Genomic DNA, 23,890 nt, shown 5'->3' with positions numbered 1-23,890 from the left:
GACATGTTGGAACAACGAGAACTCGATCTCATCGCGGCAGTCGAGCATCCGGATCCGCACCACGTGCTCGGCGCGCACGAAGACGAGGACGACCTGGTGGTCCGCGTCTTTCGGCCAGACGCCACCGAGATCGCGGTGGTCCCGGGCAACCCCAGGCTCCGGAGGCAGCCGATGGAGCGCGTCCACCCCGCGGGCCTCTTCGAGGCGCGCTTCCCCGGCGTGTCCTACCCCGCGGACGGACGCTTCCCGTACCAGATCGAGCTGCGCTTCGCGGACGGCAGCTCCTCGGTGGAGCTCGACCCGTACTCGATGCCGCCGACGCTCGGGGACATCGATCGCCACCTCCTGGCCGAGGGGCGGCACTGGGAGCTCTACCGCGTCCTCGGCGCGCACGTGCGCGAGGTGGACGGGGTCTCCGGGACGTCGTTCGCGGTCTGGGCCCCGAACGCGCGGCGGGTGAGCGTCCTCGGCGACTTCAACCACTGGGACGGCCGCCGCCACGCGATGCGCCGGATGGGCGAGGGCTTCTGGGAGCTCTTCATCCCTGGCCTCGGCGAGGGCGCGCTCTACAAGTACGAGATCAAGACGCCGGAGGGGCACCTCACGGTGAAGACCGATCCCGTCGCCCAGGCGATGGAGCTCCGGCCGGCCACCGCCTCGCGGGTCTACACGAGCCGCTACGCGTTCCAGGACGGCGACTGGATGCAGGAGCGCGGCAGGATCGACTCCCGCAAGAAGCCGCTCACCATCTACGAGGTCCACGCCGGCTCCTGGCGGCGCGTGCCGGGCGAGGGCCCGCCGTACGAGGGCGGGATGCGCTGGATGACGTACCGCGAGCTCGCCGACCACCTCGTCGAGTACGTGGCCGAGCTCGGCTTCACGCACATCGAGCTCATGCCGGTCATGGAGCACCCCTTCGACGGGTCATGGGGTTACCAGGTGGCGGGCTACTTCGCCCCGACCAGCCGCTTCGGCGATCCCGACGACCTCCGCTACTTCATCGACCGCTGCCACCAGCGGGGGATCGGCGTGATCCTCGACTGGACCCCCGCGCACTTCCCCAAGGACGCGTGGGCGCTCGGGCGGTTCGACGGCACGGCGCTCTACGAGCACCTCGACCCGCGCCTCGGCGAGCACCGCGAGTGGAACACGTACATCTTCAACTACGGCCGCCACGAGGTGCGGAACTTCCTTGTGGCCAACGCGCTCTACTGGCTCGACGAGTTCCACATCGACGGCCTGCGGGTCGACGCGGTCGCCTCGATGCTCTACCTCGACTACGCCGCGCAGGGCGGCGACTGGGTGCCGAACCGGTATGGCGGCCGCGAGAACATCGAGGCCATCGACTTCATCCGGGAGCTGTCGAACCGGGTGCACGAGCGCTGTCCGGGCGCGATCCTCTGCGCGGAGGAGTCCACCGCCTGGCCGTCGGTGACCCACGCGACGTACGTCGGCGGGCTCGGCTTCGACTTCAAGTGGAACATGGGGTGGATGCACGACACGCTCGACTTCTTCAAGCACGAGCCCATCCACCGCGCCTTCCACTACCACCAGCTCACGTTCGGGCTGATCTATGCCTTCTCCGAGAAGTTCCTCCTGCCGCTGAGCCACGACGAGGTCGTGCACCTCAAGCGGGCGCTGCTCTCGAAGATGCCCGGCGACTACTGGCAGATGCTGGCGAACCTGCGCGCGCTCTACGGCTACATGTGGGCGCACCCGGGCAAGAAGCTGCTCTTCATGGGCGGTGAGATCGGCCAGTTCGCCGAGTGGAGCGAGAAGACGGAGCTCGACTGGGGCCTGCTCTCGGTGCCCGAGCACGCGGGGCTCAAGCGGCTCGTGACGGAGCTCAACGCGCTCTACAAGAAATATCCGGCGATGTACGAGCTCGACGACGAGCACCACGGCTTCCGGTGGATCGACTGCACTGACCACATGCAGACCGTGATCTCGTTCATCCGCTACGGCGACGGCGCGGGAGATCAGATGTCGCCCTCGGGCACGCACGTCGTGTTCATCGGCAATTTCACGCCGGTCCCGCGCCATCACTACCGGATCGGCGTCCCGCGGCGCGGCGCCTACCTGGAGGTGCTCAACACCGATGCGGTCCAGTACGGCGGCAGCGGCGTGGGCAACCTGGGTCGCGTCGAGGTCGAGGACGTCCCGAGCCACGGGTTCCCGCAATCCATCGTGCTCTCGCTCCCGCCGCTGGGGGTGCTCTGGCTCGTCCCCGAGGGCTGAGGCCTCGTCCGGCGCGCTGGCAACCAGGTCCCCAGGGCGCCTTCGCTCGTCGGGGCGAGCGCGCGCCGCGCGGGGCGCGCGCGGCGGTTTACTGGGCCTGGGCCTCGTCGGCCGGCGCTGCCTCGCCTCGCCGCGAGCGCCTCGGCAGCCACATGTCCACCGTCGAGACGACCGCCATGGCGCCGAGCGACAGCAGCATCGCCACGCCGGAGATTGGCATCAGCGCCGCGGCGCCGGGCGCGCTCCGGATGAGCCATGGCGCCGCGATGTGCAGCCCGCTCGAGACGACGGCCGCCGCGACGCCCGCGGTGTGGAGCCACGACGGCAGGCGGGCGAGCAGCCAGAGGTGCGCGAGGATCAGCACGTAGACCGGCACCGAGAAGAGGTGGAAATGCGTCACCTCGAGCAGCTTCCGCTCGGAGATCTGCTCGACCAGGACGCGCGGCGCCTCCGGCGTTCCGGGGAGCTCGAGCTCCGGGCCCAGATCGAGCGCGGGCCCCTCGGCCGCCGCGGGCGCCTGGGTCGGGGCAGGCGGCGGCGCGGCGACCGCCGCGCCCGCGTAGTACGCGGCGGCCCCCGCGTCCTGCACCATCGCCCCGTAGAGGCGCCACGACACGAGCAGCCCGATGACCGACGCGAGCGCGAACGCCGAGTAGAGGAGCTTCGCGCCGAGCGAGAGCGACCTCAGCCGACCGGCTGAAGCTGTGAAATCCCTCACAGACCGCCGCGCTTCAGCGCGAGCTGGAGGACGAGCGCGTCGCGCTTGACGCCGAGGGCCACGGAGCGGGACGAGATGGATGCGCCCGACACGATGTCGATGTCCTTGCCCGCGGTGATCGGGTCGCCCGCCGTCTTGCCGCGGAACTGGGCGCGGAAGCGATCGCCGCGGACCTCGTCGCCGTACGCCTCGCGGTACTCGAGGATCTCGATGCGCTCCACCGCGCCGGCCGTCGAGAACTGCACGGCGAAGTCGATCGGCTCGTGCATCCCCTTCTCTTCGTCCTTGATCGCGTAGCCGTCGATCTTGCCGTCGGACTCCGCGACGTACACCACCCACTCGCGCTTGACCGGCGCCCCCAGCTTCTTGCCGAGCTCCTGCGCCTCCGCGTCACCGAGGACGACCTTGCGATAACCGACCTTCTTCGAGCTCGCGAAGAAGCTCTTCAGGACAGCAGGGACCGTCCAGTACGTCGCGCCGTGGGCGGGCAGCGCCGCCAGGATGAACGTGAGCGCCGCTGCTGCAGCGAAGTGGGCGGTGCGGAGGTCACGAGAAAGACGCATCAAGGCTCCGACGAAGCTGTCATTCGTGAAAGTCAAAGTCAACGGCGTTTGGGCCGCGGATTTGCGGCGCGGGTGTCAGTCGCGCACCTGCACGTCCAGGTAGCGCTCGGCGTTCAGCGCCCACGCTTCCGGGCTGCGGCCGGCCTCGACGTGCGCCACCGCGTCGGCCGCGATCGCGGCGCAGTGATCGAGGTTGCAGTGCAGGAAGAGCGCCTGCCGCCCGAAGGGGACCACGCCGAGCGCGGCGGCGCGGCGCATCGCGGCCCGCCAGTCGCGCAGCCAGCCGCGCCGGTAGAGCGGGTACACGCGGGGCACGAAGCGCTGCCGGGCCTCGAGCGGCGCCACCCCGCGCGGGGCGATGCCGGCTCGCACGAGCTGGTCGAGCAGCGCCTCGAGCGGCGGGCCCGACGCGAAGTCGCGCCCGCTCCCCCAGGCCCCCTCGGGGATCTCGACGCACAGCACCGTCTCGCCCGGGCGGCGGAGATCGGGCGCGTAGTTCTGCAGCTCGGAGACGCGGCCGAACCAGAAGCGCGGGTCGGGGCAGTAGTAGGTCTCCGGGGCGCCGAGCCGCGCGCGCGGGTACGCCAGGTAGACCAGGTAGAGCCCGCGGTGCTCGAGCGGCGCGTCGGGCACGAGATCCGCGAGATCGCCGGCGAACAGGATCGGCGCCGCGCCGGCGCGCGCGCCCGCCCCGGCCAGACCGAGGGCGGTCCCGCACTCGGCCTCGACGCCGGCCTCCGCGAGGCGCGCCTCGAGGTACGTGATGAGCGACGAGATGCCCGCCGGCGGGTAGATGAACCGCGCGAGATCCGCCGAGGCGCGGCCGTGGGCGAGCCCCTTGAACAGCGCGAGCGGGCTCGTCGTGCTGATCCGCTTCTTCGCGACGGTCTGGGAGAGCTCGGACGGCGGGATGCCCCAGACCTTCTCGGCGTAGGGCCGGTAGAACGACGCGTAGGCCGCCGCGCCGACGCGGTCGCGCACGAACCGCTCGAAGCCGACGTCCTCGCCAGCGAGGGCGCGGTCGTGCTCCCAGCGGGCGAAGGCCGCGCGGCGGCCGCGCTGCGCCACGAACCCGAGGCCCATGGCGGCGCCGGCGCGGAGGCCGAGCGCGCGGAGCATCGAGGGCGCGCTCGGCGGGTAGGGGACGTGGCGCTCGCCGAGCACGAGCACCCCGCGGCGCGGGCGCGAGAGGAACGGGGAGCGCGCGTGCACCTCGCGGAAGAGCGGCTGATCGAGGGCGGCCGGGTGGAGCCGGTGCGAGCCGAGATCGCACGGCAGGCCGCGGAACGTCTCGGCGCCCGCGAGCCCGCCGGTCCGCGCCGCGCGCTCGAGGAGGCGCACGCGCCGGCCGGCCCGCGCGAGCAGCAGCGCGGCGTAGAGGCCGGAGATGCCGGCGCCGACCACGAGGCGCTCGGGCCCGGCGTCGTCTGGGCGGAGTGACATGGTGTGCCCGCGTCCGGCGCGCTCAGTACATGAAGCCGAGGCCGAAATTGAGCTGCGTCTGGTCGAACCCGAGGGTGCGGTCGCGCAGCTGGTAGTCGGCCTTCACGACGACCCCCTGGGTCGGCCGGTACGAGGCGCCGAGCGTGAGCTCGCGGACGCCGTACGAGGCGTTGGCCTTGTAGCCCTCGGGCACCGCGGACTGCGTGTCGTACGCCTCGACGCGCGCGAACGGCAGGAGCTCGTGGCCCACGCCGAGCGGGCGGAGCACGTCGAACGCGGCCTCGACATAGCCGCCGCGGATCCGGGAGGCCACGGGGCTCGTGGGATCGATGAAGTTCGGCGCGCCGCTCTCGTTGAACGAGACCATCAGGGCGCGCGCCTCGGGGAGGTGCCACTCGGCGAACAGGACCCGCGTCTCCAGGCCGCTCCTGCGCCAGCGCGCGTCGAGCGACCAGCCGAGGACCGGGACCGACAGATCCACCGGGGTGCCATCGCGAAGGAAGAATTTGCCCTCGCCGTTCGGGCCAGCGTCGCTCGCGTACACCGACGCGCCCGCGACGACCCCGAGCAGCGGCTCGGCCTCGACGCGCGCGACGGCCGCCCATGCGTTGGCGCGGGCGAGCCCGCCGCTCTGCCGCCCGCCGGCGAGGCCGCCCGCGCGGAAGCCGAGCGGATCGAGGCCGGTCATGGCGTAGGCCTCGAAGCGCAGCCAGTCGAGCGGCTGCCCGAACGCGCCGATCCCGATCTCGCGCCACGTCGAGGGGATGACGAGGGTGTCGACCTTGGGCCTGACCACGCCGTGGAACACCGGCGGCTCGTGCCACTGGTTGATGATCCCCATCGGGACGAGCACGAGGCCCGCGCGCAGCCCGAGGGCGCGGCCTGCCGCGTTCCACTCGATGTAGGCCTGCTCCAGCTCCGCGGCGCCCGGGCAGCTCGCGCAGGAGATCGAGTGTTCGACCTCGAGCTCGACGTAGGACCGGATGTCGGCCGTGAACTCGTGCGCCACGAAGAGCACGAGGCGCGGGATGTCGGCGACCCACGCGCGCTCGCCCTCGCGGCCGGTCGTCGTGCCGCGGACATGCACCTCGCCGTAGCCGCCGACGGAGGTGCTGCTGGCGCTCGCCCCGGCGCTGCGAAACCGCTGATCGGTCAGGCCGCGGACGAGCTCGTGCTCGGGCGCCTCTCCGGCGCCGAGACCGACGGCGGGCTTCCAGGGCTCCGGCGGCGGCGCGGCGTGCTCGGGCGGCAGGTCGAGGACCGGGCCGTCCGGCGCGGGCTGCGCGGCGGGGGCGGGCTGCGTGGCAGGCGCAGGCTGCGTGGCGGGCGCGGGCTGCGCGGCGGCGGCGAAGGGCAGCAGCGCGCCGAGGACGACGCCCGCGGAGCGAGGCCACAAGGACGTGATCGCTTTCATGACGAGGACCGGGAGCCCGGGGGGCGGGAGTCTTCGCGCCCTTGAAAACGGAGGTCAACCTCGTTTTCAGCGAGGGGGCGCGCCGTGCGGCGCGCGCGAGAGCGCGCCGCCTGCCGGAGGTCCGGCGGGCAGCGCCTCGAGCAGCGCGAGATCGCTCCAGAGCGCGTCGACGTAGCGCGAGCGCGGGCGCGCGAAGCGGATCGCGATCGTGTAGCCGCGGCCTGCGAGCGCGTCGCGCGCCTCCCGCGACAGCGCCTCGCTGGTGATGAGCGCGCCGCCCGGCCCGGCCTGCTCGACGTCGCGGACGAGCGCGGCGTCGTCGCGGACGCGCACGGGCAGCCGGCCCGGCGCGCCCTCCTGGATCATCCGGTCGAGGTCGCGCGTGAGCACCGGGCGCTGCTCTGCGCCGGCGTCGCGGAGGAAGCGCACGATCGCGGCCGCCGGCGAGGGCGCCTCGTGCTGTCGAGCGAGCGAGATCGCGTCGACGAGCCATTGCGCCGCGAGGGCCGCGACGAGGGCGAAGGGCGCGGTGCCGCGGAGCGCGCGGTGGCGCGGAGCGCCCTCCGCCGCGGGGCGCGCCGCAGAGAGGGCCGCTGCGCCGGCGGCCATGGCGACGAGGAGGAGCGGGACGAGCGGGAGCCAGTGCCGCGGCTTGTAGGCGATGTTTTGCCCGAGGAGCGCCCAGAGGAAGTAAGCGAACGCGGAGGCCCAGAGCTCGGGCTGCTCGCGCAGCGCGCGCGCGGCCCGCTCTCGCGACGCGACGCGGAGCGCGCCCGCGGCGAGGAGCGCGATCAGGAGCGGCGCGCCGAGCCAGCGCGCCGCCGGCGCGTCGGGCCACGCTCCGCCGAGCCCGTTGGCCCAGATCCCCCAGATCACGCCGCGGAGGCGATCGAGCGGCGACGAGACGGTGATCGCCGTCCCTCCCCAGCGGGTGAAGTGCCCGAGCCCCTGGAGCCACGTCGTCGCGACGAGGTCGCGCGGCGTCGCGATCAGCACGAGCGGCACGAGCCACGCGAGCGCGCCGGCCGCGAGGTCGCGGCCGCGCGCGAGCCACGCGAGGCGGCCGCCCTCGCCGCGGGCGATGACGGCGAGGCAGGCGAGCGCGAACGGGAAGTACGAGAGCCGCACGCCGAGCCCGACGCCGAGCAGCACGAGCGCCCAGGTGCGCGTGCGCGCCGCCGCGGCGGCGGTATCCAGCGGCGCGGCCGGAGCGGCCGCCCGCGCGCCGCGGGGGCGCCGCGCGCGGGCGCACAGCCAGAGCGCCGCGGTCACCGCCGCGGTGCCGGCCATGTCGCTGAGGAGCTTCTCGGACGACAGCCAGAGGAACGGCGAGGCGAGCGCGAGGACCCCGGCGAACACCGAGGCGCGCCGCCCGGCGACCTCGCGCGTGAGCAGGGCGGTGAAGGCGACGGCGGCCGCGCCGGACGCGGCGCTGACGAGGGCGAGCGCCGCGCGCGGGGTCGCGCCGAGCAGCGCGAGCCCCTTCGCCGCCGCGACGAACACGGGGTAGTACGGCGCGTGCGGGCGGAGCGCGGCCACGTCGAACCGCTCCACGCCGAGCGCGAACCGGAGCGCGTCGATGTCCTCGTCGTGATCGATGCGGAAGAGCAGGCGCGAGGCGAGCGCGGCGGCGGTGAGCGCGGCGAGCGCGAGGAGATCGCGCCGCTCTTCCCTCACGAGCCCGAGCCGGATCCCGAGCCGGGCGCGTGCGTCGGCGCGCCGCAGTCCGGCTGATCCACGCTGGCCGCCCCGGCGCTCGTGGTGGCGCCCGAGCCGGATCCCGAGCCGGGGAGCGGCGCCGCCGGCGTGTCGCACTGATCGAACAGCTCCTCGCCCGCGTAGTCGAGGCACGCGGTCGCGAGCGACGCGACGACGAACGTGGCGCCCGCCACGACGAACGCGGTGCGAAGCGATGCCCAGGAGCCCAAGCCAGCCACGCAAGCACCGTGCCGCTGACCCAAATGACTGTCAAGCGCGTGTGTCCCCCGGGTTGCGCCTGCGCGGCGGGGCGGAGCGTCGCTCGTTTTTTGCTCCTTCCGGCGCCGCGCGCGTAGGGTCGCGCGCATGGAGTGGCTCGAGTCGATGCACCGCATCCGCGCGCTCAAGCTGGAGCTCGCGCGGATGGATCCACGGCGGGGAATGCCGATCGCGCCGCCGGCCGGGGCTCCCGAGGAGGCGATCGCCGGCGTCGAGCGGCGCCTCGGGATGGCGCTGCCGCCGAGCTATCGGGAGCTGCTCTCGCGGCACGACGGCTGGCCGCAGCTGTTCGCCGGCGCCAGCCTGCTCGGGGTGCGCGCGCTCGCGCGCGGCTCGTACATGGACGTCGGGCGGATGGTGCTCGAGCACTGCGACGGCGAGGAGGTGCGCGGCGCGGGCGAGCGCGCCGGCGCGCCGGCGACCGTGCGCGGCCGCTATGGTGCGCGGAGCGCGCTCGTCCCGTTCGGCATCGACGCGGCGGCCGAGACGGTCTTCGCGTGGGATCCCGAGGCGAGGGCGCCAGACGGAGAGCTCGAGATCATCCTCTGGACGAACGACGTCGGGCTGCGCCTGTCGGGCTTCCCGGAGCTCCTCGACATGGTGAAGGACATGCTCGCCGCGGAGCTGGACGATCGCCGGAAGCGCGCCGTCGCGCAGGTCGCACAGATCGAGCCGGCGGCGCTCGCGCGCGGCGCGGTCGCGTCGAAGAGCCGCGTGCGCGCGGTGGCGGTGCCGCTCACACCTGCACCTCGCCCGTTCATGCGGAGCGCGCTCACGGGCTGAGCGCGCCTCGCCTCCCGAGCCTGGCCGCTGCGATGCCCGCGCAAGGCTGCGTCCAGGGGCGAGGGCGCGCGCTCGTGCGCGATCGTTACAGACCGCACTCTTTGCGCGCCTCGCCCGCGGGCTCCGATGAAGACGAGCCGGTTGTTTCCGCGCGCAGCGTGGGACGTGGTGTACTAGGTGGACCATGACGGATGCCCACCAGCAGCAGCGCTACCGGGTCATCGAGCGGCTAGCTTCGGGCGGCATGGCCGAGGTCTTCCTGGCGGAGAGCGCCGGGATCGAGGGGTTCAAGAAGCAGGTCGCGATCAAGCGCGTGCTCCCGCACCTCAGCGAGAAGAAGCGCTTTATCGCGATGTTCCTCGACGAAGCGCGGCTGTCTGCGCACCTCTCCCACTCCAACGTCGCGCAGGTGTTCGACATCGGCGTCGGCGACAACGCGTACTTCATCGTGATGGAGTACGTGGACGGCGCCGACCTGAAGGCGGTCCTCGAGTCGATGCGCAAGGCCGGCCGCACCCTCCCGGTCGAGTCCGCCGTGTTCATCACGGCGAAGCTCTGCGAGGGGCTCACGTACGCCCACGAGCTCAAGTCGGCCGACGGGCATCCGCTCCAGATCGTCCACCGGGACATGTCGCCTCCGAACGTGCTCATCACGAAGTACGGCGAGGTGAAGATCGTCGACTTCGGCCTCGCCAAGGCGACGAGCCAGCTCGAGAAGAGCGAGGCCGGGATCATCAAGGGCAAGTTCAGCTACCTCTCGCCCGAGGCCGCGCAGGGCCAGGAGGTCGATCACCGCACCGACATCTTCGCGCTCGGCGCGATCCTCTGGGAGATGCTCTCCGGGAAACGGCTCTTCCTCGGCGACACCGACTACCAGACGGTCAAGCTCGTGCAGCAGGCGCAGATCCCGCCGCTCTCCGAGAGCAACAAGGCGGTTCCCCCCGAGCTCGATCGCATCATCGCCCGCTCGCTGGCCCGCGATCCCGTGGAGCGTTATGGCTCGGCGCGCGAGCTCGGCCGGGATCTCACGACCTTCCTGTACAGGTTCGGCAGGCCCGTCAGCGCCTACGACATCGCCGAGCACGTCCGCAGCGCCATGGCGCTCCGGAAGCGGGCTCCCACGTCGGACAAGGCGTCGTTCATCGACAGGCTCATCGAGGAGACGCTGCTCGAGTTCACGTCGCTCCCGGACGACAAGGCGGCGCCGAGCACCACGCGCCTGAACGAGCCGCTCAAGATCTCGGCCTTCGAGGACATCGGCAAGTGGGCCGACGAGATCAAGCTCTCGGCGCCGGGGGACAAGCTCTCGGCGTCGGGGGAGGACGTCATGCGGCGGTCCCTCGCCACCGTGTCGGTCGAGGAGGGCAACCTCGCCGCGCTCGAGGAGACGGGGTTCGGCCTTCCGCTCGCCCCTTCCTCCGGCGTCCCCTCGTCCAGGCCAGCGGGTCCGCTGCTCGCGCCGCCTGTGCCGGCGCATCCGCCGCTCGAGAGGCGAGCCGTGCCGACCCTGGCCTCCCCGCGGCCCGTACCCGAGATGCAGCGCCCTGCGCCGCCCACGCCGGCGCCTATCGCGCCGCTCGTCCCGGCCGCGCCGCGCGACCTGGAGCCGGATCTGGCCCCTCCAGCCAGGACCGGGGGCGGCGCGGTGAAGGCCGTGCTGCTCGTCGCCGCGCTCGCCGCCCTCGCCGCAGGCGCGTGGTTCGGCGGCCTGATCCCGCACTGACCCGGCGAAGGGAGCGTGCTCCTTGCGGCGCCCACGGCCGAGCCATGGGCGCTGCGTGCTGGGCGGCGAGGTGGCCAGCGCACGAGCGCTCAGCGCATGTCAGCACGCGTCAACACGCCGCCCTTGCGAGGCGCGCCGCACCGTGATCGGCGTCGTGGCGCGCTCTCTCGCCGGACGCGTTACTCGGTCCCCTCCGCCTCGTCGTCCTCCTCGTCGTCCTGCTCCTCGAGCTCCCTCTCGAGCTTCTCGATCTCCTCGTCCTCCGTGTCGTCCTGGGCAGGAGCGGCGCGCCCTTCCTGGATCGCCTTCTGACGCGCTTTCTCCGCGGCGGCGCGGGCCTGGGCCACCTTCTGCAGGATCGCCGGCTTGGGCGCCATCATCAGCGTCATCGTGCGCTGCTCCATCATGGGGCGCACCTCGACGTTCGCGATCTCCTCGCAGTGCTGGACGATCCAGTCGAGCTGCTCCTGCGCCTTCTCCGGGTGGGTGATCTCTCGGCCGCGGAAGCGCACCGTGAACTTCACCTTGTGGCCTGCGCCGAGGAACCGGTGAGCAGCCCTGGTCTTGAACTCGAGATCGTGGTCGTCCGTCTTGGGACGGAGCTTGATCTCCTTGATCTCCACCACACTCTGCTTGCGCTTCGCCTCGCGGGCCTTCTTCTTCTCGTCGTACTTGTACTTGCCGAAGTCGAGGATCTTGCAGACCGGGGGATCCGCCTTCGGGTTGACCTCGACGAGGTCGAGCCCCTTCTCCTGTGCTCGGCGCAGCGCCTCGTGGGTCTGCATGATGCCGAGCATCTCGCCATCATCACCGATGACGCGGATCTCCGGGACGCGGATGCGCTGGTTGATGCGGATCTGCGGCCCCCGCTGGGCCTGCCGAGGGTCGAAGCGTCTCATCGCCATGTGATATTTCGCTGCCTCCTTGTGTTCTGTGCTCTTGAACGCGACGGTCCGCCGCTTCGCGACCGAGCCCGGTCGTGGCGTCCATCACCACGACAATGTCGCCTGACTCTGCGCCGCAGGCAACGGCAGCAAGCAGGACGAGCGCCGCGGCGCATCGGCGCTCCGGGCCATGGCGCGCCGGGCTCGACGGGGGTGGGGAAGGGACTGCCGGGCGAGAGAGGCCGGCCGGAGCGGCAGGTCACGAACCCGATGCGCTCACGGCGAGCCGGGGGAGCTTCCGCGCTGCGGTTCGCCGGTCGGCGAGCTCCGTGAGCGGCATCGCCCCGAGGGCCTCGTCGAGGTCGCGCGACCGGAGGGCGGCCACGGCGTTCGCCGAAGAGCCATCCGGAGCGCTCGTCCGGACCAGCCCGATCCGGGCCGAGTCGTCGAAGTGGAAGGGGGTGTGAAGATCGGCGAGGCGCCCGTTGACGTGGGCGCCGAGGATGGGGCGGTTCTTGGCGATGTCGTCGGCGAGAGCCTCGCGCACCGTGGTGCGGGCCGCCGGGGCGGCCAGGGCTGTCTGATCGAGGGCCATGAAACCTCGCAGGCTAGGTCTCCTGCTGATTTGTAGGCGCGGCCGGTTTCGAACCGGCGACCCCTACCGTGTCAAGGTAGTGCTCTACCACTGAGCTACGCGCCTATGTCCCGCCCGCTCGGCCCGAGGCCGACGAAACGGAGAGCGCCTCCTATCAAGGGGGGGGAAGTCCGTCAAGCGATATGTTTCCTGGGGGTCGCTTTTGCCGTGGCGGCCTGGTGCCTGGTGACCGGTTTGTGGTGTTCCTGGTGAAGGCTCGGGCGGCGGCCGTCCTCGCCGAGCCGCCTTGGTCGAGCGGCCGGTTCGCCGAACCGTCGATGCCGTCGATCGGTCGACGAGGCCCGGCGGCAGCCGCAGGCCGGGCGCGGCAGGCTTCCCCGGCGCGCTCGACGCGCCGGCGAGCGACCGGTCGGGAGCCGCGCGCGGCGGAAGCGCATTGCGCGGTGGGAGCGTGAATTCTCGGAGTTACGTCCGGACACTGACGAACACCGACGATCGCGATCGCCGCGTTACTCCAGGCCGGCCGCTGCGCGGAGGCCGATCGCGCTCGCGCTTGACCTCGCGTGCGGCTCGGGCGACGAACGATGGGATGGCAGGGCCTGACGGTCTAGGCGCGCCGCCGGATCCGGCGGCGGTGATCGCACATGTCGAGGTGGCCGCGGGGAGCGCGCTGTTCGCCGCGCACGCGGCCGTGCCCGGCAATCTGCCGATCGAGCGCGCCGCGTGCGCCACCGAGGCGATCCGCGGCGCCGCTGCGCGCACGCGCGCCGGGCAGCGTGCGAGCGTCGTGCTGGGCGCCCACGAGCTCGTCGGGGCGCTCGCCGCGCTCGGCGAGGCGGCGGCGGTGCGGACGCCGGTCACCGTGCACGTCATCGAGCGCCGCGGCGGGCTCGCCGTCGGGCGCGACGAGCTCGCGCCTGCGCTCGACGTCGGCGCGGGGGTGCTCGTGACCTGGAGCAGCCAGGAGGCGGCCGACATGACGCTGGTGGCGCGGCGCGCCGCCGAGGACAGCGAGACGCCGTTCCTGCACCTCGTCGACGCGCTGCCGTCGGACGTGTCGGCCCTCGGCGGGGCGCGCGAGCTCGCGGCGCGCTTCCTCGGCTCCGAGCGGAGCGCGCCGACCTTCACCGACGCGGCGCCGGGCGAGAGCGACGGCGACGGGGGGCCTCGCCCGCAGGGCCGCGGCGTCGTCCGGAAGCGGGCCGAGCGGGGCTTCTGCGCGCGCGTTCCGTTCGCGCTCGCCAGCGCGATGCGGGAGCTCTGCGAGCTGACCGGCAGGCCGCTCGGCGCGATCGAGCGCGTCGACACCGCGGACGCGGAGGAGATCCTGGTCGTCGTGGGCTGCGCGTTCCCCGCGGCCCGCGAGGTCGTGCGCAGCCTGCGCGCGCAGGGCCGCCGCGTCGGCCTCGTGGGCGTGCGCGCGCTCCGCCCGTTCTTCGGCGCCGACGTGGTGAAGACGCTCGGGCGGGCCAAGGCCATCGTGGTCCTGGAGCCGCTCGACGTGCCGCTCGCGCCGTACGGGCCCGTCGCCGCCGCGGTGAAGGCGGCGTTCGCGGACGCGCTCACCTGGGCCCCGGGCTTCCCCAGCGTCGGGCGCATCCCGCCGATCCTCTCCGCGACGTTCGCGACGATCGACGGCACCATCACCGAACGCGACGTGCGCCTCTCGCTCGCGGAGATCGCGAGCGGGGAGCGCGCTCGCCGGCACATCGTGTTCGGCAGCGACGGCTGACGCCGCGCGGCAGCGGAAGAGCGGCAGGGGACGCAAGCGCGGAAAGGGCCGCCAGGCTGCATTCCCCGGACGCCCGGGTGAGCCTGCCCGCCTAGCTCCTTGCGCGACCCTTGGATCCTGGGTATGGAGGCGGGCCCCGGGGGGTTGGGAGAGGCCCGCAATTTGCGGGCGAGCCCGTCGGGGCCCGGAGACACGCGTCACCTTGGCAAGCTCAAACTGGTTCCAGCCGAACGCCGCCCCCGGGCGAGCGGGCAACGCGCCCGCGACGCCGGTCGAAGGTCAATCGCCGCCGTCCGGAGGGCAGGAGGCGCCGCCTTCTTCGCCGTTCGGCGGAGGGGCCTTCCAGTTCCTCATCCTGGCGCTGCCGCTGCTGCTCATCTTCGTGATGACGCGGAGCCAGAGCAAGAAGCAGAAGCAGCTCGAGTCGAACCTCAAGGCGGGCGACCGGGTCGTCACGCAGTCCGGGCTCCTCGGCAGGATCATCGACATCAGCCCGAACTCCCCCAGGGTCAAGCTGGAGATCGCCCCCGGCGTGAACGTGCAGGTCCTGAAGAGCGCGATCCAGGGCCCCGATCCGGGCGAGGTCGCGGCGGCGGACGCCAAGGTGGCCGACGCGGCGAAGGAAAAGAAGTCGTAGGCCGGCGCTCGGCCCAACAGGAAGCTTTTTTACCGCCACCGCGGCGCCACACTCCATGCTCCTAAACATCTTCCAGTACGGGTTCGCCGGCGTCGCCGGCCTGTGCCTCCTCGGCGCGTGGCTCAGCCGAGCGAAGCGCAGCGTCTTCGCCTGGGCGGCGCTCTCCGCCGGCGCCGCCGCGATCGCGGCCCACTACCACGTGTTCTGGGCCCTCGCGACCTTCGGCCTGATGGTGCCGTGGGCGCTGCTCTGCGTCGGGCCGTGGCTCGACTTCGCGTGGCGGGTAAAGACGGGCTTCGTCCTGTTCCTGGCGCTCGGCTCGGCGCTCGCCATCTACCCGACCTACCACGACGAGCGGTACGGCCGCCCCGTCCACACCGGCCTCTCGTCGGAGGAGGTCGCGGAGCAGGAGACCCGGGCGAGGGCCGGCGAGCTCGGGTTCAGCCGGTTCCTGACGTCGAACATCCCGTTCCGCCTGGTGCGCGGGCTCGACCTGAAGGGCGGCCTCCGCCTCGTCTACACGGTCGACGTCGACGAGGCGATCAGCGACAAGCGCGATCGGTACTACGACGACCTGCGCGCGGCGCTCGCGAAGTCGTTCGGGTTCCACGAGGGTGACAAGCCGCCGACGATCGAGGAGATGCAGAAGCTCCAGACGAAGCTCCGCATCGAGAAGTCGCGCGAGCAGGCGGACACGATCGTGATCACGTTCAACGACCCGGCGGACTCCGAGAAGATCAACGACGAGTTCCTGGCGAAGTTCCTGCACGAGCTGCAGCTCCAGCGCTCGTCGGATCGCCGCGTCGCGAAGTTCCGGATCCGCGACGAGGTCTCGAGCACCATCCGTGAGCGGGCGGTGTCGCAAGCCAAGGAGACGGTGCTCCGCCGCGTCGACGGGCTCGGCCTCAAGGAGGCGAGCGTCTCCACGCGCGATGAGGACGTCATCATCGAGGTCCCCGGCGACGACGAGGCCGCGTTCACCACGATCCGCGAGATCATCAGCCAGACCGCGCGGCTCGAGTTCAAGATGGTCGACGACGACCAGGACTTCTTCGAGCCGATCGCGAGGAGCGCCAAGGAGGAGGACCTCCCGAAGGGGCTGACGTTCTCGATCGAGAACGCGCCGGTCGGCCCCGGGAAGACGAAGCCGGTCCACTTCGCCCGGATGGTGCGCGCGGAGCACGAGGAGATGCGCGACACGCTGAAGCGGCTGCGCGAGTGGGTCGGGACGCTCCAGGTCCCGGCGGACAACGAGGTCGGCTACGGCAAGCTGTACGAGTTCAACGAGGAGAAGGACGCCGTCGAAGAGATCGGCTGGCGGACGTACTTCCTCTTCAGCAAGGCCGAGATCACGGGTGACATGGTGCGCGACGCGCAGGCGCTCCCGGATCAGAGCGACGGCGGCCTCGGCGGCTGGTACGTGTCGATGGATTTCACCCCGACCGGCGCCGACCGGTTCGAGGACATCACCGGCAGGAACGTCAAGCGGCGGTTCGCGATCATCCTCGACGAGAAGGTCGAGAGCGCGCCGGTCATCCAGACCAAGATCGGCGGTGGCCGCGCGCAGATCACGATGGGCTCGCAGAACCCCGATCAGCAGCTCCAGGACGCGCGCAAGCTCGAGCTGGTGCTCCGATCGGGTGCGCTGCCGGCCCCGATCTCCCCCTCGAACGAGCAGCGCATCGGCCCGTCGCTGGGCAAGGACGCGATCCAGCAGAGCATGAAGGGGGCCATCGCGAGCGGCCTGCTGGTCGTCGTGTTCATGGTGGTGATCTACAGCCGCGCCGGGCTCATCGCGGACATCGCCGTCATCTTCAACCTCATCCTGCAGGTCGCCGTCCTCGCGATGTTCGGGGCGTCGATGACGCTGCCCGGCATCGCCGGCCTGGTGCTCACCATGGGCATCGCGGTCGACGCCAACGTGCTGATCAACGAGCGCATCCGGGAGGAGCTGAGGAACGGCAAGAGCCCGCGCGCCGCGGTCGACATCGGTTACGACAAGGCGTTCAGCGCCATCCTCGACGGCCACGTGACCACGCTGATCTCGGGGCTCATCCTGGCGCAGTACGGCACCGGACCCATCAAGGGCTTCGCGATCACGCTGATCGTCGGCATCGCGATCAGCCTGTTCACCGGGGTCGTCTGCACCCGCCTGATGTTCGACTGGGCGGTCCGCGGCCGAAAGATCAAGACGCTCTCGCTCGGCTGAGAACGAGGGCGCGTGAGCCGCTCTCCGACCTTATGAGGGAGAACGCGCGAGCGGCTCTCCGATTGAGACACGACGATGGAACTCATCAAACCTGGCCGTCAGTTCGACTTCATGGGCAAGCGCTGGCTCTTCATCGGGCTCAGCGGGGTGCTGCTCATCCTGTCGATCATCTCGTTCATCGTGCCGGGGCCGAAGCTCGGGACCGATTTCAAGGGAGGCACCGAGGTCGAGGTCGCCTTCCGGGCTCCGGTCTCGAGCGCCGAGGTCCGCGAGGCCGTCACCAAGGCGGGCTTCGACTCCCCGGACATCGTGTCCGTCGCGGACCAGGCCAACCCGAACCGCTACCTCATCCGGGTGCACGAGGTCTCCACCCTGTCGGAGCAGCAGAAGGCCGCGGTGCGCGATCGGATGTGCATGCCGCCCGAGAACGGCACCGTCCCCGAGGACCGTTGCCCGCCCGCACTGCGCGCCACCGAGGTCAAGTTCAGCCCCGGCGGCGACAAGATCTCCACGCGCTACGACACCGCGCCCGACCTGGAGGGGATCAAGAAGCAGCTCGAGGGCGTCGAGGGGGTCGAGCTCAGGGCCGGCGCGAACAACCCGCTCGTCGTGAGCGAGCGCGACCACAAGGTCGAGCTCCACCTGAAGTCGAGGGGCGACCAGCTGATGGATGGCCTCCGGCAGCACCTCGGCGCGGACAAGGTGCCCGAGCAGGCGCTCCGGGTCGAGTGGATCGGCCCGAAGGCCGGTGCGCAGCTGCGCGACGCGGCCATCAAGAGCATCGCCATCACGATCTTCTTCATCATGGCGTACATCGCGTTCCGGTTCGATATCCGGTTCGCGCCCGGCGGCATCGTCGCGCTCGTGCACGACGTCGGCATCGCGCTCGGCGCGATGGTGATCACGCAGCGGGAGATCACCCTGTCCACGGTCGCCGCGCTGCTCACGATCGTCGGCTACTCGATCACGGACACGGTCGTCGTCTACGACCGGATCCGCGAGAACCTGGGGAAGCACCGGGACATGAGCTTCGCGGCCGTCATCAACTTCTCGCTCTCCGAGATGCTCGGGCGCACGATCCTCGTGTCGATGACGACGCTGCTGTCGCTCGTCATGTTCCTCTTCTACGGCACGGGCGTCATCCGGGACTTCGCGTTCACGCTCGTCGTCGGGATCGTTGTCGGCACGTACTCGTCGATCTACGTCGCTGCGCCGCTCACCGAGTGGATCGACCGCCGGTTCTTCGGCGCGAACGCAAACAAGCGCAAGAAGGTCAGCCGCGTCCGCACGCAGAAGCGCGCCGACGCGGTCGTCTGAGCGCCTCGCCGTGGCCGCGCGTGGCCACGCGGCCTGAACCGCCCCAGGCCATGGACGCACCCACCCCGTCGGTGTACCCGCTTCTCTGATGAGCACCGCCACGGAGGCCTGGAGGGAGCTCCCCGAGCGCGAGGCGCCGGCCTCGCCCGCGGCGGGGGGCGCCGCGCCCGTCGCGGATCCGGGCGAGGCGTCCGCCGAGGCGCTCGTGATGGCGCGCCAGCTGGGGCTGTCGATCACGGTAGCGGACATCCTGCACCGGGCCGGCTGGGCGCCTGACGAGGCGACCCGGCGCTTCCTCGACCCGCGGCTCTCGCACCTCACGTCGCCCGACGCGATGGCCGATCGCGAGGCGAGCGCGGAGCGGATCGCGCGCGCCGTGCGCGCCGGCGAGCGGATCGCCGTCTTCGGCGACTACGACTGCGACGGGATCACCGCGACCGCCATCATGACCGGCGGGCTGCGCGCCCTCTCGGGACAGGTGGTGCCGCTCCTCGCGACGCGCGCCGAAGGCAGCTACGGCCTCTCGGCGCCCGCGCTCGAGCGCGTGATGCGCGCCGGTCCCACGCTGCTCATCACGTGCGACTGCGGGTCCAGCGATCACGAGCGGCTGGCCGCGGCCCGCGCGGCCGGCATCGACTGCGTCGTCATCGATCACCACCTCGTGCCGGCCGAGCCGCTCCCCGCGATCGCCTTCCTGAACCCGCACCGCGCCGATTGCGGCTTCCCGTACAAGGGGCTCGCCTCCTGCGGGCTCGCGCTCTCGCTCCTGGCCGCCGTGCGCAAGAAGCTCGGCTCGTCGCTCGATATCCGCCCCTACCTCGACCTCGTGGCGATCGGCACGGTCGCCGACGTCGCTCCGCTGACCGGCGACAACCGCGCGCTCGTGCGGGCCGGCCTTGGCGTGCTCCAGACCGGGCCCCGTCCAGGGCTCCGCGCGCTCGCGGCGCTCGCCAACCTCGATCTCGGGCGCGGCGCGTCCGCCGAGGACGTCGCCTTCCGGATCGCGCCCCGCCTCAACGCGCCCGGTCGGCTCGGCGATCCCGACATCTCCCTGGAGCTCCTGCTCGCGCACGACGGCGTGACCGCCTCCGCGCTCGCCGCCACGGTGGAGCAGGCGCAGATGAAGCGGCGCGCGATCCAGGACGAGATGCTGACCTCCGCGCTCGCCGAGATCGAGCGCGCCGGGTTCGATCGGGATCCTGCGATCGTCATCGCGCGGCAGGGCTTCCACCCCGGCGTGGTCGGCATCGTCGCTGGCAGGATCACGGGTCGCTACGGCAAGCCGACGATCGTCATCGCGCTCGAGGGCGCGAAGGGGCGCGGCTCGGTGCGCGGTCCAGCGGGCGCGCGGCTCCACGACGCGCTCACCCGGTGCCGCGCCGAGCTCGTCGGCTTCGGCGGCCACCAGGCCGCGGCCGGCGTCGAGGTGCGCGCCGATCGCGTCGAGGCGCTCCGGGCGGCGTGGTGCGACGCCTTCCGCGAGCAGGACCTCCCGGCCGCCGCGGCGTTCGCGGCCGCCCACGTCCGGCTCGACGATCGCGACGATCCGGCGGCCGTGGCGCGCGATCTCGAGCGGCTCGAGCCGTGCGGCGAGGGCAACCGCCCGTCGTACGTCCTCGTGGCGGGCGCGGCCGTGCGCTCCGCGAGGAACCTGAAGGGCCACCTCAAGCTGGAGCTCACGTTCGCCCGCCGCGAGATCTCGTGCTTCGGGTTCGAGCTGGGCGAGCTCGCGCCGCGGTTCACCGGCAAGCGCGTCGACGTGGTGGGCCGCCTCCGGCGCGACGCCTGGCGCGGCGGGGACGCCGTCGAGATCAGGATCGAGCACGTCGCCGCGTCCGACTGAGCGTTCGCGGCGGGCCTCCGCGGCGTGCTAGCGTGAACGCGTGGCTGAGCCGCTGATCCGGTTCTCGCGTGTGCGCAAGGCCTTCGGTCCGAAGGTCATCTACCGCGACCTGAACCTCGAAGTGTACCCGGGCGAGACGATCACCATCATGGGCGGCTCGGGCGTCGGCAAGAGCGTCATGCTCAAGCTGCTCATCCGTCTGCTCGACGCCGATGGTGGATCTATCCAGTTTCACGGTGAGGAGATCACGCGCCTGAGCGAGTCGCGCATCGCCGGGGTGCGCCAGCGCATCGCGATGCTCTTCCAGGGCGGCGCCCTGTTCGACTCGATCTCGGTCGGTGAGAACGTCGCTTACGGCCTGCACGAGCACTACCGCAAGGAGATGACCGAGGCGCAGATCGCGGATCGGGTCAACTGGGCGCTGTCGCTGGTCGGCCTGCCGGGCATCGAGCAGATGCGCCCGGGGGACCTGTCCGGCGGCATGAAGAAGCGCGTCGGCCTCGCGCGCGCCATCGCGGTGCAGCCCGAGGTGCTGCTCTACGACGAGCCGACGACCGGCCTCGATCCGATCAACACCGAGCGCATCAACCACCTCATCAAGGGGCTGAAACAGGCGCTCAACGTGACGAGCATCGTGGTGACACACGACATGAAGAGCGCGTTCTCGATCTCGGATCGGATGGCGATGATCTTCCGCGGCGAGGTCATCGCGACCGGCACCCCGGACGAGTTCCGGAAGTCTACCGATCCGCATGTCGCCGATTTCATTACCGGGACCGCTCCGGTGAATGAGGACGTCCAGACGCTTCTCGGCGCGTGACGATCCCCCCGAGATCGCGCAAGATGCCCTTCTGCATGGGCAGAGCGCGCGATCTGAAGGTCGGACTCTTTGTGCTGGCGGGCCTTGTGCTCTCCGCCGTAGTCATTTTCCTGATAGGCGACGAGCGGCGGCTCTTCGACTCCTCCGTCGGCTTCACGACGAACTTCGCCGACGTCCAGGGGCTGAAGCCGGGCGCGCCCATCCGCATGGGAGGCATCGACATCGGTCACGTCGCCGAGGTCGGTTACGGCCCTGATCCGAAGGACGCCAAGATCTATGTGAAGCTCGAGATCGTCGAGAGCGAGGCGAGCCGGATCAAGACGGACAGCGTCGCCCAGATCGCGAACAAGGGCCTGCTCGGCGACAAGATGCTGGAGCTCACGAAGGGGCAGAGCCCGGACTCGGTGCCGCCTGGCGGCCACATCCCCGGCGAGGTGCCGACCGACGTGATGGGGAAGGTGACCGGCATGGCCGAGAAGGCCGAGGCGACGCTCGACAACATCCAGAAGGTCTCGGAGAGCATCGCCGACGAGAAGCTGCACAGGGATCTCCGCGAGACGGTCGCCTCGGCGAACACGCTGATGAAGCAGGTGACCGAGGGGGAAGGCTACCCGCACCGCTTCCTGACCGATCCCGAGGAGGCCGAGCGCATCTCGCGCACCGTGCAGAGCCTCGATCGTCTCAGCACGGAGCTCGCGAGCGCGGTGCGCGAGGTGCGGGGGGTCGTCTCGCGGGTCAAGGAGGGGCCGGGGTTCGCGCACGACGTCATCTACGGCGACGGCCCGCAGAAGCAGATTCAGCAGTTCGGGAGCGCGGCGGACGAGGTCGCCATGACGCTGCGGGGCATCCGCGAGAGCGACAGCCTCGCGCACGACGCGCTCTATGGCGGCAAGGGCGACGGCGCCGAGGCGCTCGCCAACGTGACGGCGATGACCGGCGATCTGCGGGCGATCGTGCACGACATGAGGGCGGGCAAGGGGACCCTCGGCGCCCTGCTGGTCGATCCGTCGATCTACGAGGACATGAAGAGCCTCCTCGGAAACGTGCAGCGCAACGACGTGCTCCGCGCGCTCGTGCGCTACTCGATCAAGCAGGACGAGCAGAAGCCCGCGGTCCAGGTCGGCGGCGCCACGCCGTCGCCCTAGCGGCACATCCGCGCCGCCCGCGCAAGCGCCGGAGCGGTAGCGCCTTGCGTTATCTCAGGCCGCCCTTTATTCCTCAGTGTCTCGATGCCCAGGAAGCTCGCTGACCGTCTGTCGGCCGTCGCGCCCAGTGCAACGCTCGCCATGGCGGCGAGGGCCGCGCGCCTCCGCGCCGACGGGCACAAGGTCTTCTCCTTCGGCGTGGGCGAGCCTGACTTCGACACGCCGGAGCACATTCGTATCGCGGCGAAGGCGGCGCTGGACGCCGGCGCCACCCACTACACGGCCGTGTCCGGCATCTCCGAGCTGAAATCGGCGATCTGCGCCGCGACCGAGCAGCACCGCGGCTGGCGGCCGCTGCCGAGCCAGGTCACCGTGAGCTGCGGCGCGAAGCACGCGTTGTTCAACCTCGCGACCGCGCTCTTCGAGCCGGGAGACGAGGTCGTCATCCCCGCGCCCTACTGGGTGAGCTACCCGGAGCAGGTGCGCCTCGTCGGCGCCACGCCGGTCATCGTCAACACGACCGAGGAGATGGGGTTCCGCCTCACGGCGGACGCGCTCCAGGGCGCGCTTTCTCCGCGGGTGAAGGCGATCATCCTGTGCACGCCCTCCAATCCGACCGGCTCGGCGTATGCGGAAGAGCACCTGCTCCCGCTCTTGAGCGTGCTGCGGCGCCATGATTGCTGGATCGTCGTCGACGAGATCTATGCCGATCTCACCTACGACGGGTTCCGGCACGTGTCGCTCCCGGCGCTCGCGGAGGACCTCGCGCCGCGGGTCATCGTCGTCGACGGGGTCAGCAAGACCTTCGCCATGACGGGCTGGCGGATCGGCTGGAGCATCGCGCCGGTCGAGGTCGCGAGGGCGCTCGACGTGGTCCAGGGTCAGAGCACCACGAACGCGGCGGCCGTCTCCCAGGCGGCCGCTGTCGCCGCCCTGAACGGGCCCCGCGACGCGGTGTTCGCGATGCGCGCGGCGTTCGCCCGGCGGCGCTCGCTGATGGTCGAGGGGCTCAACGCCGTACCAGGGGTGCGCTGCAGGATGCCGGAAGGCGCGTTCTACGCGTTCGCCGACGTGCGCGGGCTCTGCGGGCGCGCTTTCCAGGGGACGACGCTCGCGAGCGACGAGGACGTGGCGACGTGGATGCTCGAGCAGGCGCACGTCGCCGCGGTCGCCGGCACCCCCTTCGGCGCGCCTGGGTATCTTCGCTTCTCGTATGCCTGCGATGAGGACCACATCGAAGCAGGCCTCGCCGCGCTCCGGCGCGCCGTCGCGACGCTCGATTGACCGCGCGCGTCGCTCCGCGCCGGTGCCCACGCGCGCGCTCGAAGAGCAGCGGCGCCCGTCCCCGATCGCCCGACCGCGACGCCGCGCGGACGCGGCGGCCCGCCTGGCTCCGTGCCCGGTCGCTCACGGGCGGCGCGCAGCCGGCGCGCGGGCCCCGCGGCCGGCTCGCTGGCCGCAGCCGCCGGACGTGCCTTCACACGCGACCCACCGGTTCCGGGCCTGCCCCACGGGCCGCCGGCTCCGGGCTTGACGGAGCGCCGCGAAGAAGTTCGGCATCGCCAGCGAGTTCTTCTTGTCGAACGCCGATGTTTGGGTTAAAAGCGCCACGTCTTTCCGAAACGGCCGGGTGACAACCGGCTGGCATCGGGCGCATAACTCAGCGGTAGAGTGCGTCCTTCACACGGACGAAGTCGCAGGTTCAAGTCCTGCTGCGCCCACCCCGATTCGCTCCCCTGGTGAGCTGGTTCCACGCGTCGAGCCGTCTGCGTGGCCGTGCCGCTCCCACTGGATAGTGAGCGGCTGCTTCGGAGCATCGAGCCGCCCACGCGGCCGTGCATGGGACCTC

At 71.6% G+C, this 23,890-nt stretch carries 19 protein-coding genes and 2 tRNA genes; 12 read left to right on the top strand and 9 right to left on the bottom strand.

Annotated elements, in window-relative coordinates:
- Positions 1-3 precede the first annotated feature (3 nt).
- Entirely contained in the window at positions 4-2,238 is a 2,235-nt protein-coding gene (gene glgB, locus WMF39_RS24725; RefSeq protein ID WP_437747903.1) for a 1,4-alpha-glucan branching protein GlgB, read from the top strand.
- Between the two features lie 88 nt (positions 2,239-2,326).
- On the opposite strand, the gene WMF39_RS24720 is transcribed toward glgB, so the two are convergent.
- The 6 genes from WMF39_RS24720 to WMF39_RS24695 form a co-directional block, all read right to left on the bottom strand.
- Entirely contained in the window at positions 2,327-2,956 is a 630-nt protein-coding gene (locus WMF39_RS24720; RefSeq protein WP_437747902.1) for a hypothetical protein, read from the bottom strand.
- Positions 2,953-3,519 (bottom strand): FMN-binding protein, encoded by a 567-nt coding sequence (locus WMF39_RS24715; RefSeq protein WP_437747901.1) that lies wholly within the window; start codon positions 3,517-3,519, stop codon positions 2,953-2,955. The genes WMF39_RS24720 and WMF39_RS24715 overlap by 4 nt, the downstream gene beginning before the upstream one ends.
- 75 nt (positions 3,520-3,594) lie before the next feature.
- Complete coding sequence (locus WMF39_RS24710) at positions 3,595-4,962, bottom strand: protoporphyrinogen/coproporphyrinogen oxidase (RefSeq protein ID WP_437747900.1); 1,368 nt, start codon at positions 4,960-4,962, stop codon at positions 3,595-3,597.
- 22 nt (positions 4,963-4,984) lie between these two features.
- The gene (locus WMF39_RS24705) at positions 4,985-6,376 is read right to left on the bottom strand and encodes a hypothetical protein (RefSeq protein ID WP_437747899.1); all 1,392 of its coding nucleotides are present in this window, start codon (positions 6,374-6,376) and stop codon (positions 4,985-4,987) included.
- Positions 6,377-6,442: 66 nt separating this feature from the next.
- Positions 6,443-8,053 (bottom strand): hypothetical protein, encoded by a 1,611-nt coding sequence (locus WMF39_RS24700; protein WP_437747898.1) that lies wholly within the window; start codon positions 8,051-8,053, stop codon positions 6,443-6,445.
- Positions 8,050-8,304, bottom strand: a complete 255-nt coding sequence (locus WMF39_RS24695) for a hypothetical protein (RefSeq protein ID WP_044965533.1) — start codon at positions 8,302-8,304, stop codon at positions 8,050-8,052. The genes WMF39_RS24700 and WMF39_RS24695 overlap by 4 nt, the downstream gene beginning before the upstream one ends.
- 136 nt (positions 8,305-8,440) lie before the next feature.
- Here WMF39_RS24695 and WMF39_RS24690 point away from each other — a divergent pair, with 136 nt between their 5' ends.
- Both WMF39_RS24690 and WMF39_RS24685 read left to right on the top strand, forming a co-directional pair.
- Entirely contained in the window at positions 8,441-9,136 is a 696-nt protein-coding gene (locus WMF39_RS24690; RefSeq protein ID WP_437747897.1) for an SMI1/KNR4 family protein, read from the top strand.
- 184 nt (positions 9,137-9,320) lie between these two features.
- Positions 9,321-10,859 carry a serine/threonine protein kinase gene (locus WMF39_RS24685; protein WP_437747896.1) on the top strand — a complete coding sequence of 513 codons (1,539 nt, stop codon included), beginning with the start codon at positions 9,321-9,323 and terminating at the stop codon, positions 10,857-10,859.
- 179 nt (positions 10,860-11,038) lie between these two features.
- On the opposite strand, the gene infC is transcribed toward WMF39_RS24685, so the two are convergent.
- The 3 genes from infC to WMF39_RS24670 form a co-directional block, all read right to left on the bottom strand.
- Positions 11,039-11,764: a translation initiation factor IF-3 gene (gene infC / locus WMF39_RS24680; protein WP_437747895.1), complete on the bottom strand. Its 726-nt coding sequence runs from the start codon at positions 11,762-11,764 to the stop codon at positions 11,039-11,041.
- A gap of 238 nt (positions 11,765-12,002) precedes the next feature.
- Entirely contained in the window at positions 12,003-12,338 is a 336-nt protein-coding gene (locus WMF39_RS24675; RefSeq protein WP_437747894.1) for a hypothetical protein, read from the bottom strand.
- A 33-nt stretch (positions 12,339-12,371) separates the two neighbouring features.
- Positions 12,372-12,443, bottom strand: a tRNA-Val gene (locus tag WMF39_RS24670).
- 484 nt (positions 12,444-12,927) lie between these two features.
- Here WMF39_RS24670 and WMF39_RS24665 point away from each other — a divergent pair.
- From WMF39_RS24665 to WMF39_RS24625, 9 genes are all read left to right on the top strand, one after another.
- Positions 12,928-14,070: a transketolase gene (locus tag WMF39_RS24665; protein WP_437747893.1), complete on the top strand. Its 1,143-nt coding sequence runs from the start codon at positions 12,928-12,930 to the stop codon at positions 14,068-14,070.
- Positions 14,071-14,272: 202 nt separating this feature from the next.
- The gene (gene yajC, locus WMF39_RS24660; protein WP_437747892.1) at positions 14,273-14,707 is read left to right on the top strand and encodes a preprotein translocase subunit YajC; all 435 of its coding nucleotides are present in this window, start codon (positions 14,273-14,275) and stop codon (positions 14,705-14,707) included.
- A gap of 55 nt (positions 14,708-14,762) precedes the next feature.
- Positions 14,763-16,916 (top strand): protein translocase subunit SecD, encoded by a 2,154-nt coding sequence (gene secD, locus WMF39_RS24655; RefSeq protein ID WP_437747891.1) that lies wholly within the window; start codon positions 14,763-14,765, stop codon positions 16,914-16,916.
- A gap of 75 nt (positions 16,917-16,991) precedes the next feature.
- A complete protein-coding gene (gene secF, locus WMF39_RS24650; RefSeq protein ID WP_437747890.1) occupies positions 16,992-18,233 on the top strand; it encodes a protein translocase subunit SecF in 1,242 nt (413 codons plus the stop codon).
- An 88-nt stretch (positions 18,234-18,321) separates the two neighbouring features.
- Positions 18,322-20,076 carry a single-stranded-DNA-specific exonuclease RecJ gene (gene recJ / locus WMF39_RS24645; RefSeq protein ID WP_437747889.1) on the top strand — a complete coding sequence of 585 codons (1,755 nt, stop codon included), beginning with the start codon at positions 18,322-18,324 and terminating at the stop codon, positions 20,074-20,076.
- 40 nt (positions 20,077-20,116) lie between these two features.
- Positions 20,117-20,896 (top strand): ABC transporter ATP-binding protein, encoded by a 780-nt coding sequence (locus WMF39_RS24640; protein ID WP_437555176.1) that lies wholly within the window; start codon positions 20,117-20,119, stop codon positions 20,894-20,896.
- A gap of 35 nt (positions 20,897-20,931) precedes the next feature.
- Complete coding sequence (locus WMF39_RS24635; protein WP_437747888.1) at positions 20,932-22,041, top strand: MlaD family protein; 1,110 nt, start codon at positions 20,932-20,934, stop codon at positions 22,039-22,041.
- 141 nt (positions 22,042-22,182) lie between these two features.
- On the top strand, positions 22,183-23,325 hold the full coding sequence (locus WMF39_RS24630) for a pyridoxal phosphate-dependent aminotransferase (RefSeq protein ID WP_437747887.1): 1,143 nt from the start codon (positions 22,183-22,185) through the stop codon (positions 23,323-23,325).
- 365 nt (positions 23,326-23,690) lie between these two features.
- A tRNA-Val gene (locus WMF39_RS24625) sits at positions 23,691-23,762 on the top strand.
- Positions 23,763-23,890: the final 128 nt, after the last annotated feature.

This window comes from Sorangium sp. So ce1504 (assembly GCF_051521635.1).
GTDB lineage: Bacteria > Myxococcota_A > Polyangia > Polyangiales > Polyangiaceae > Sorangium > Sorangium cellulosum_B.
This window is presented reverse-complemented; position numbering and strand designations above follow the sequence as displayed.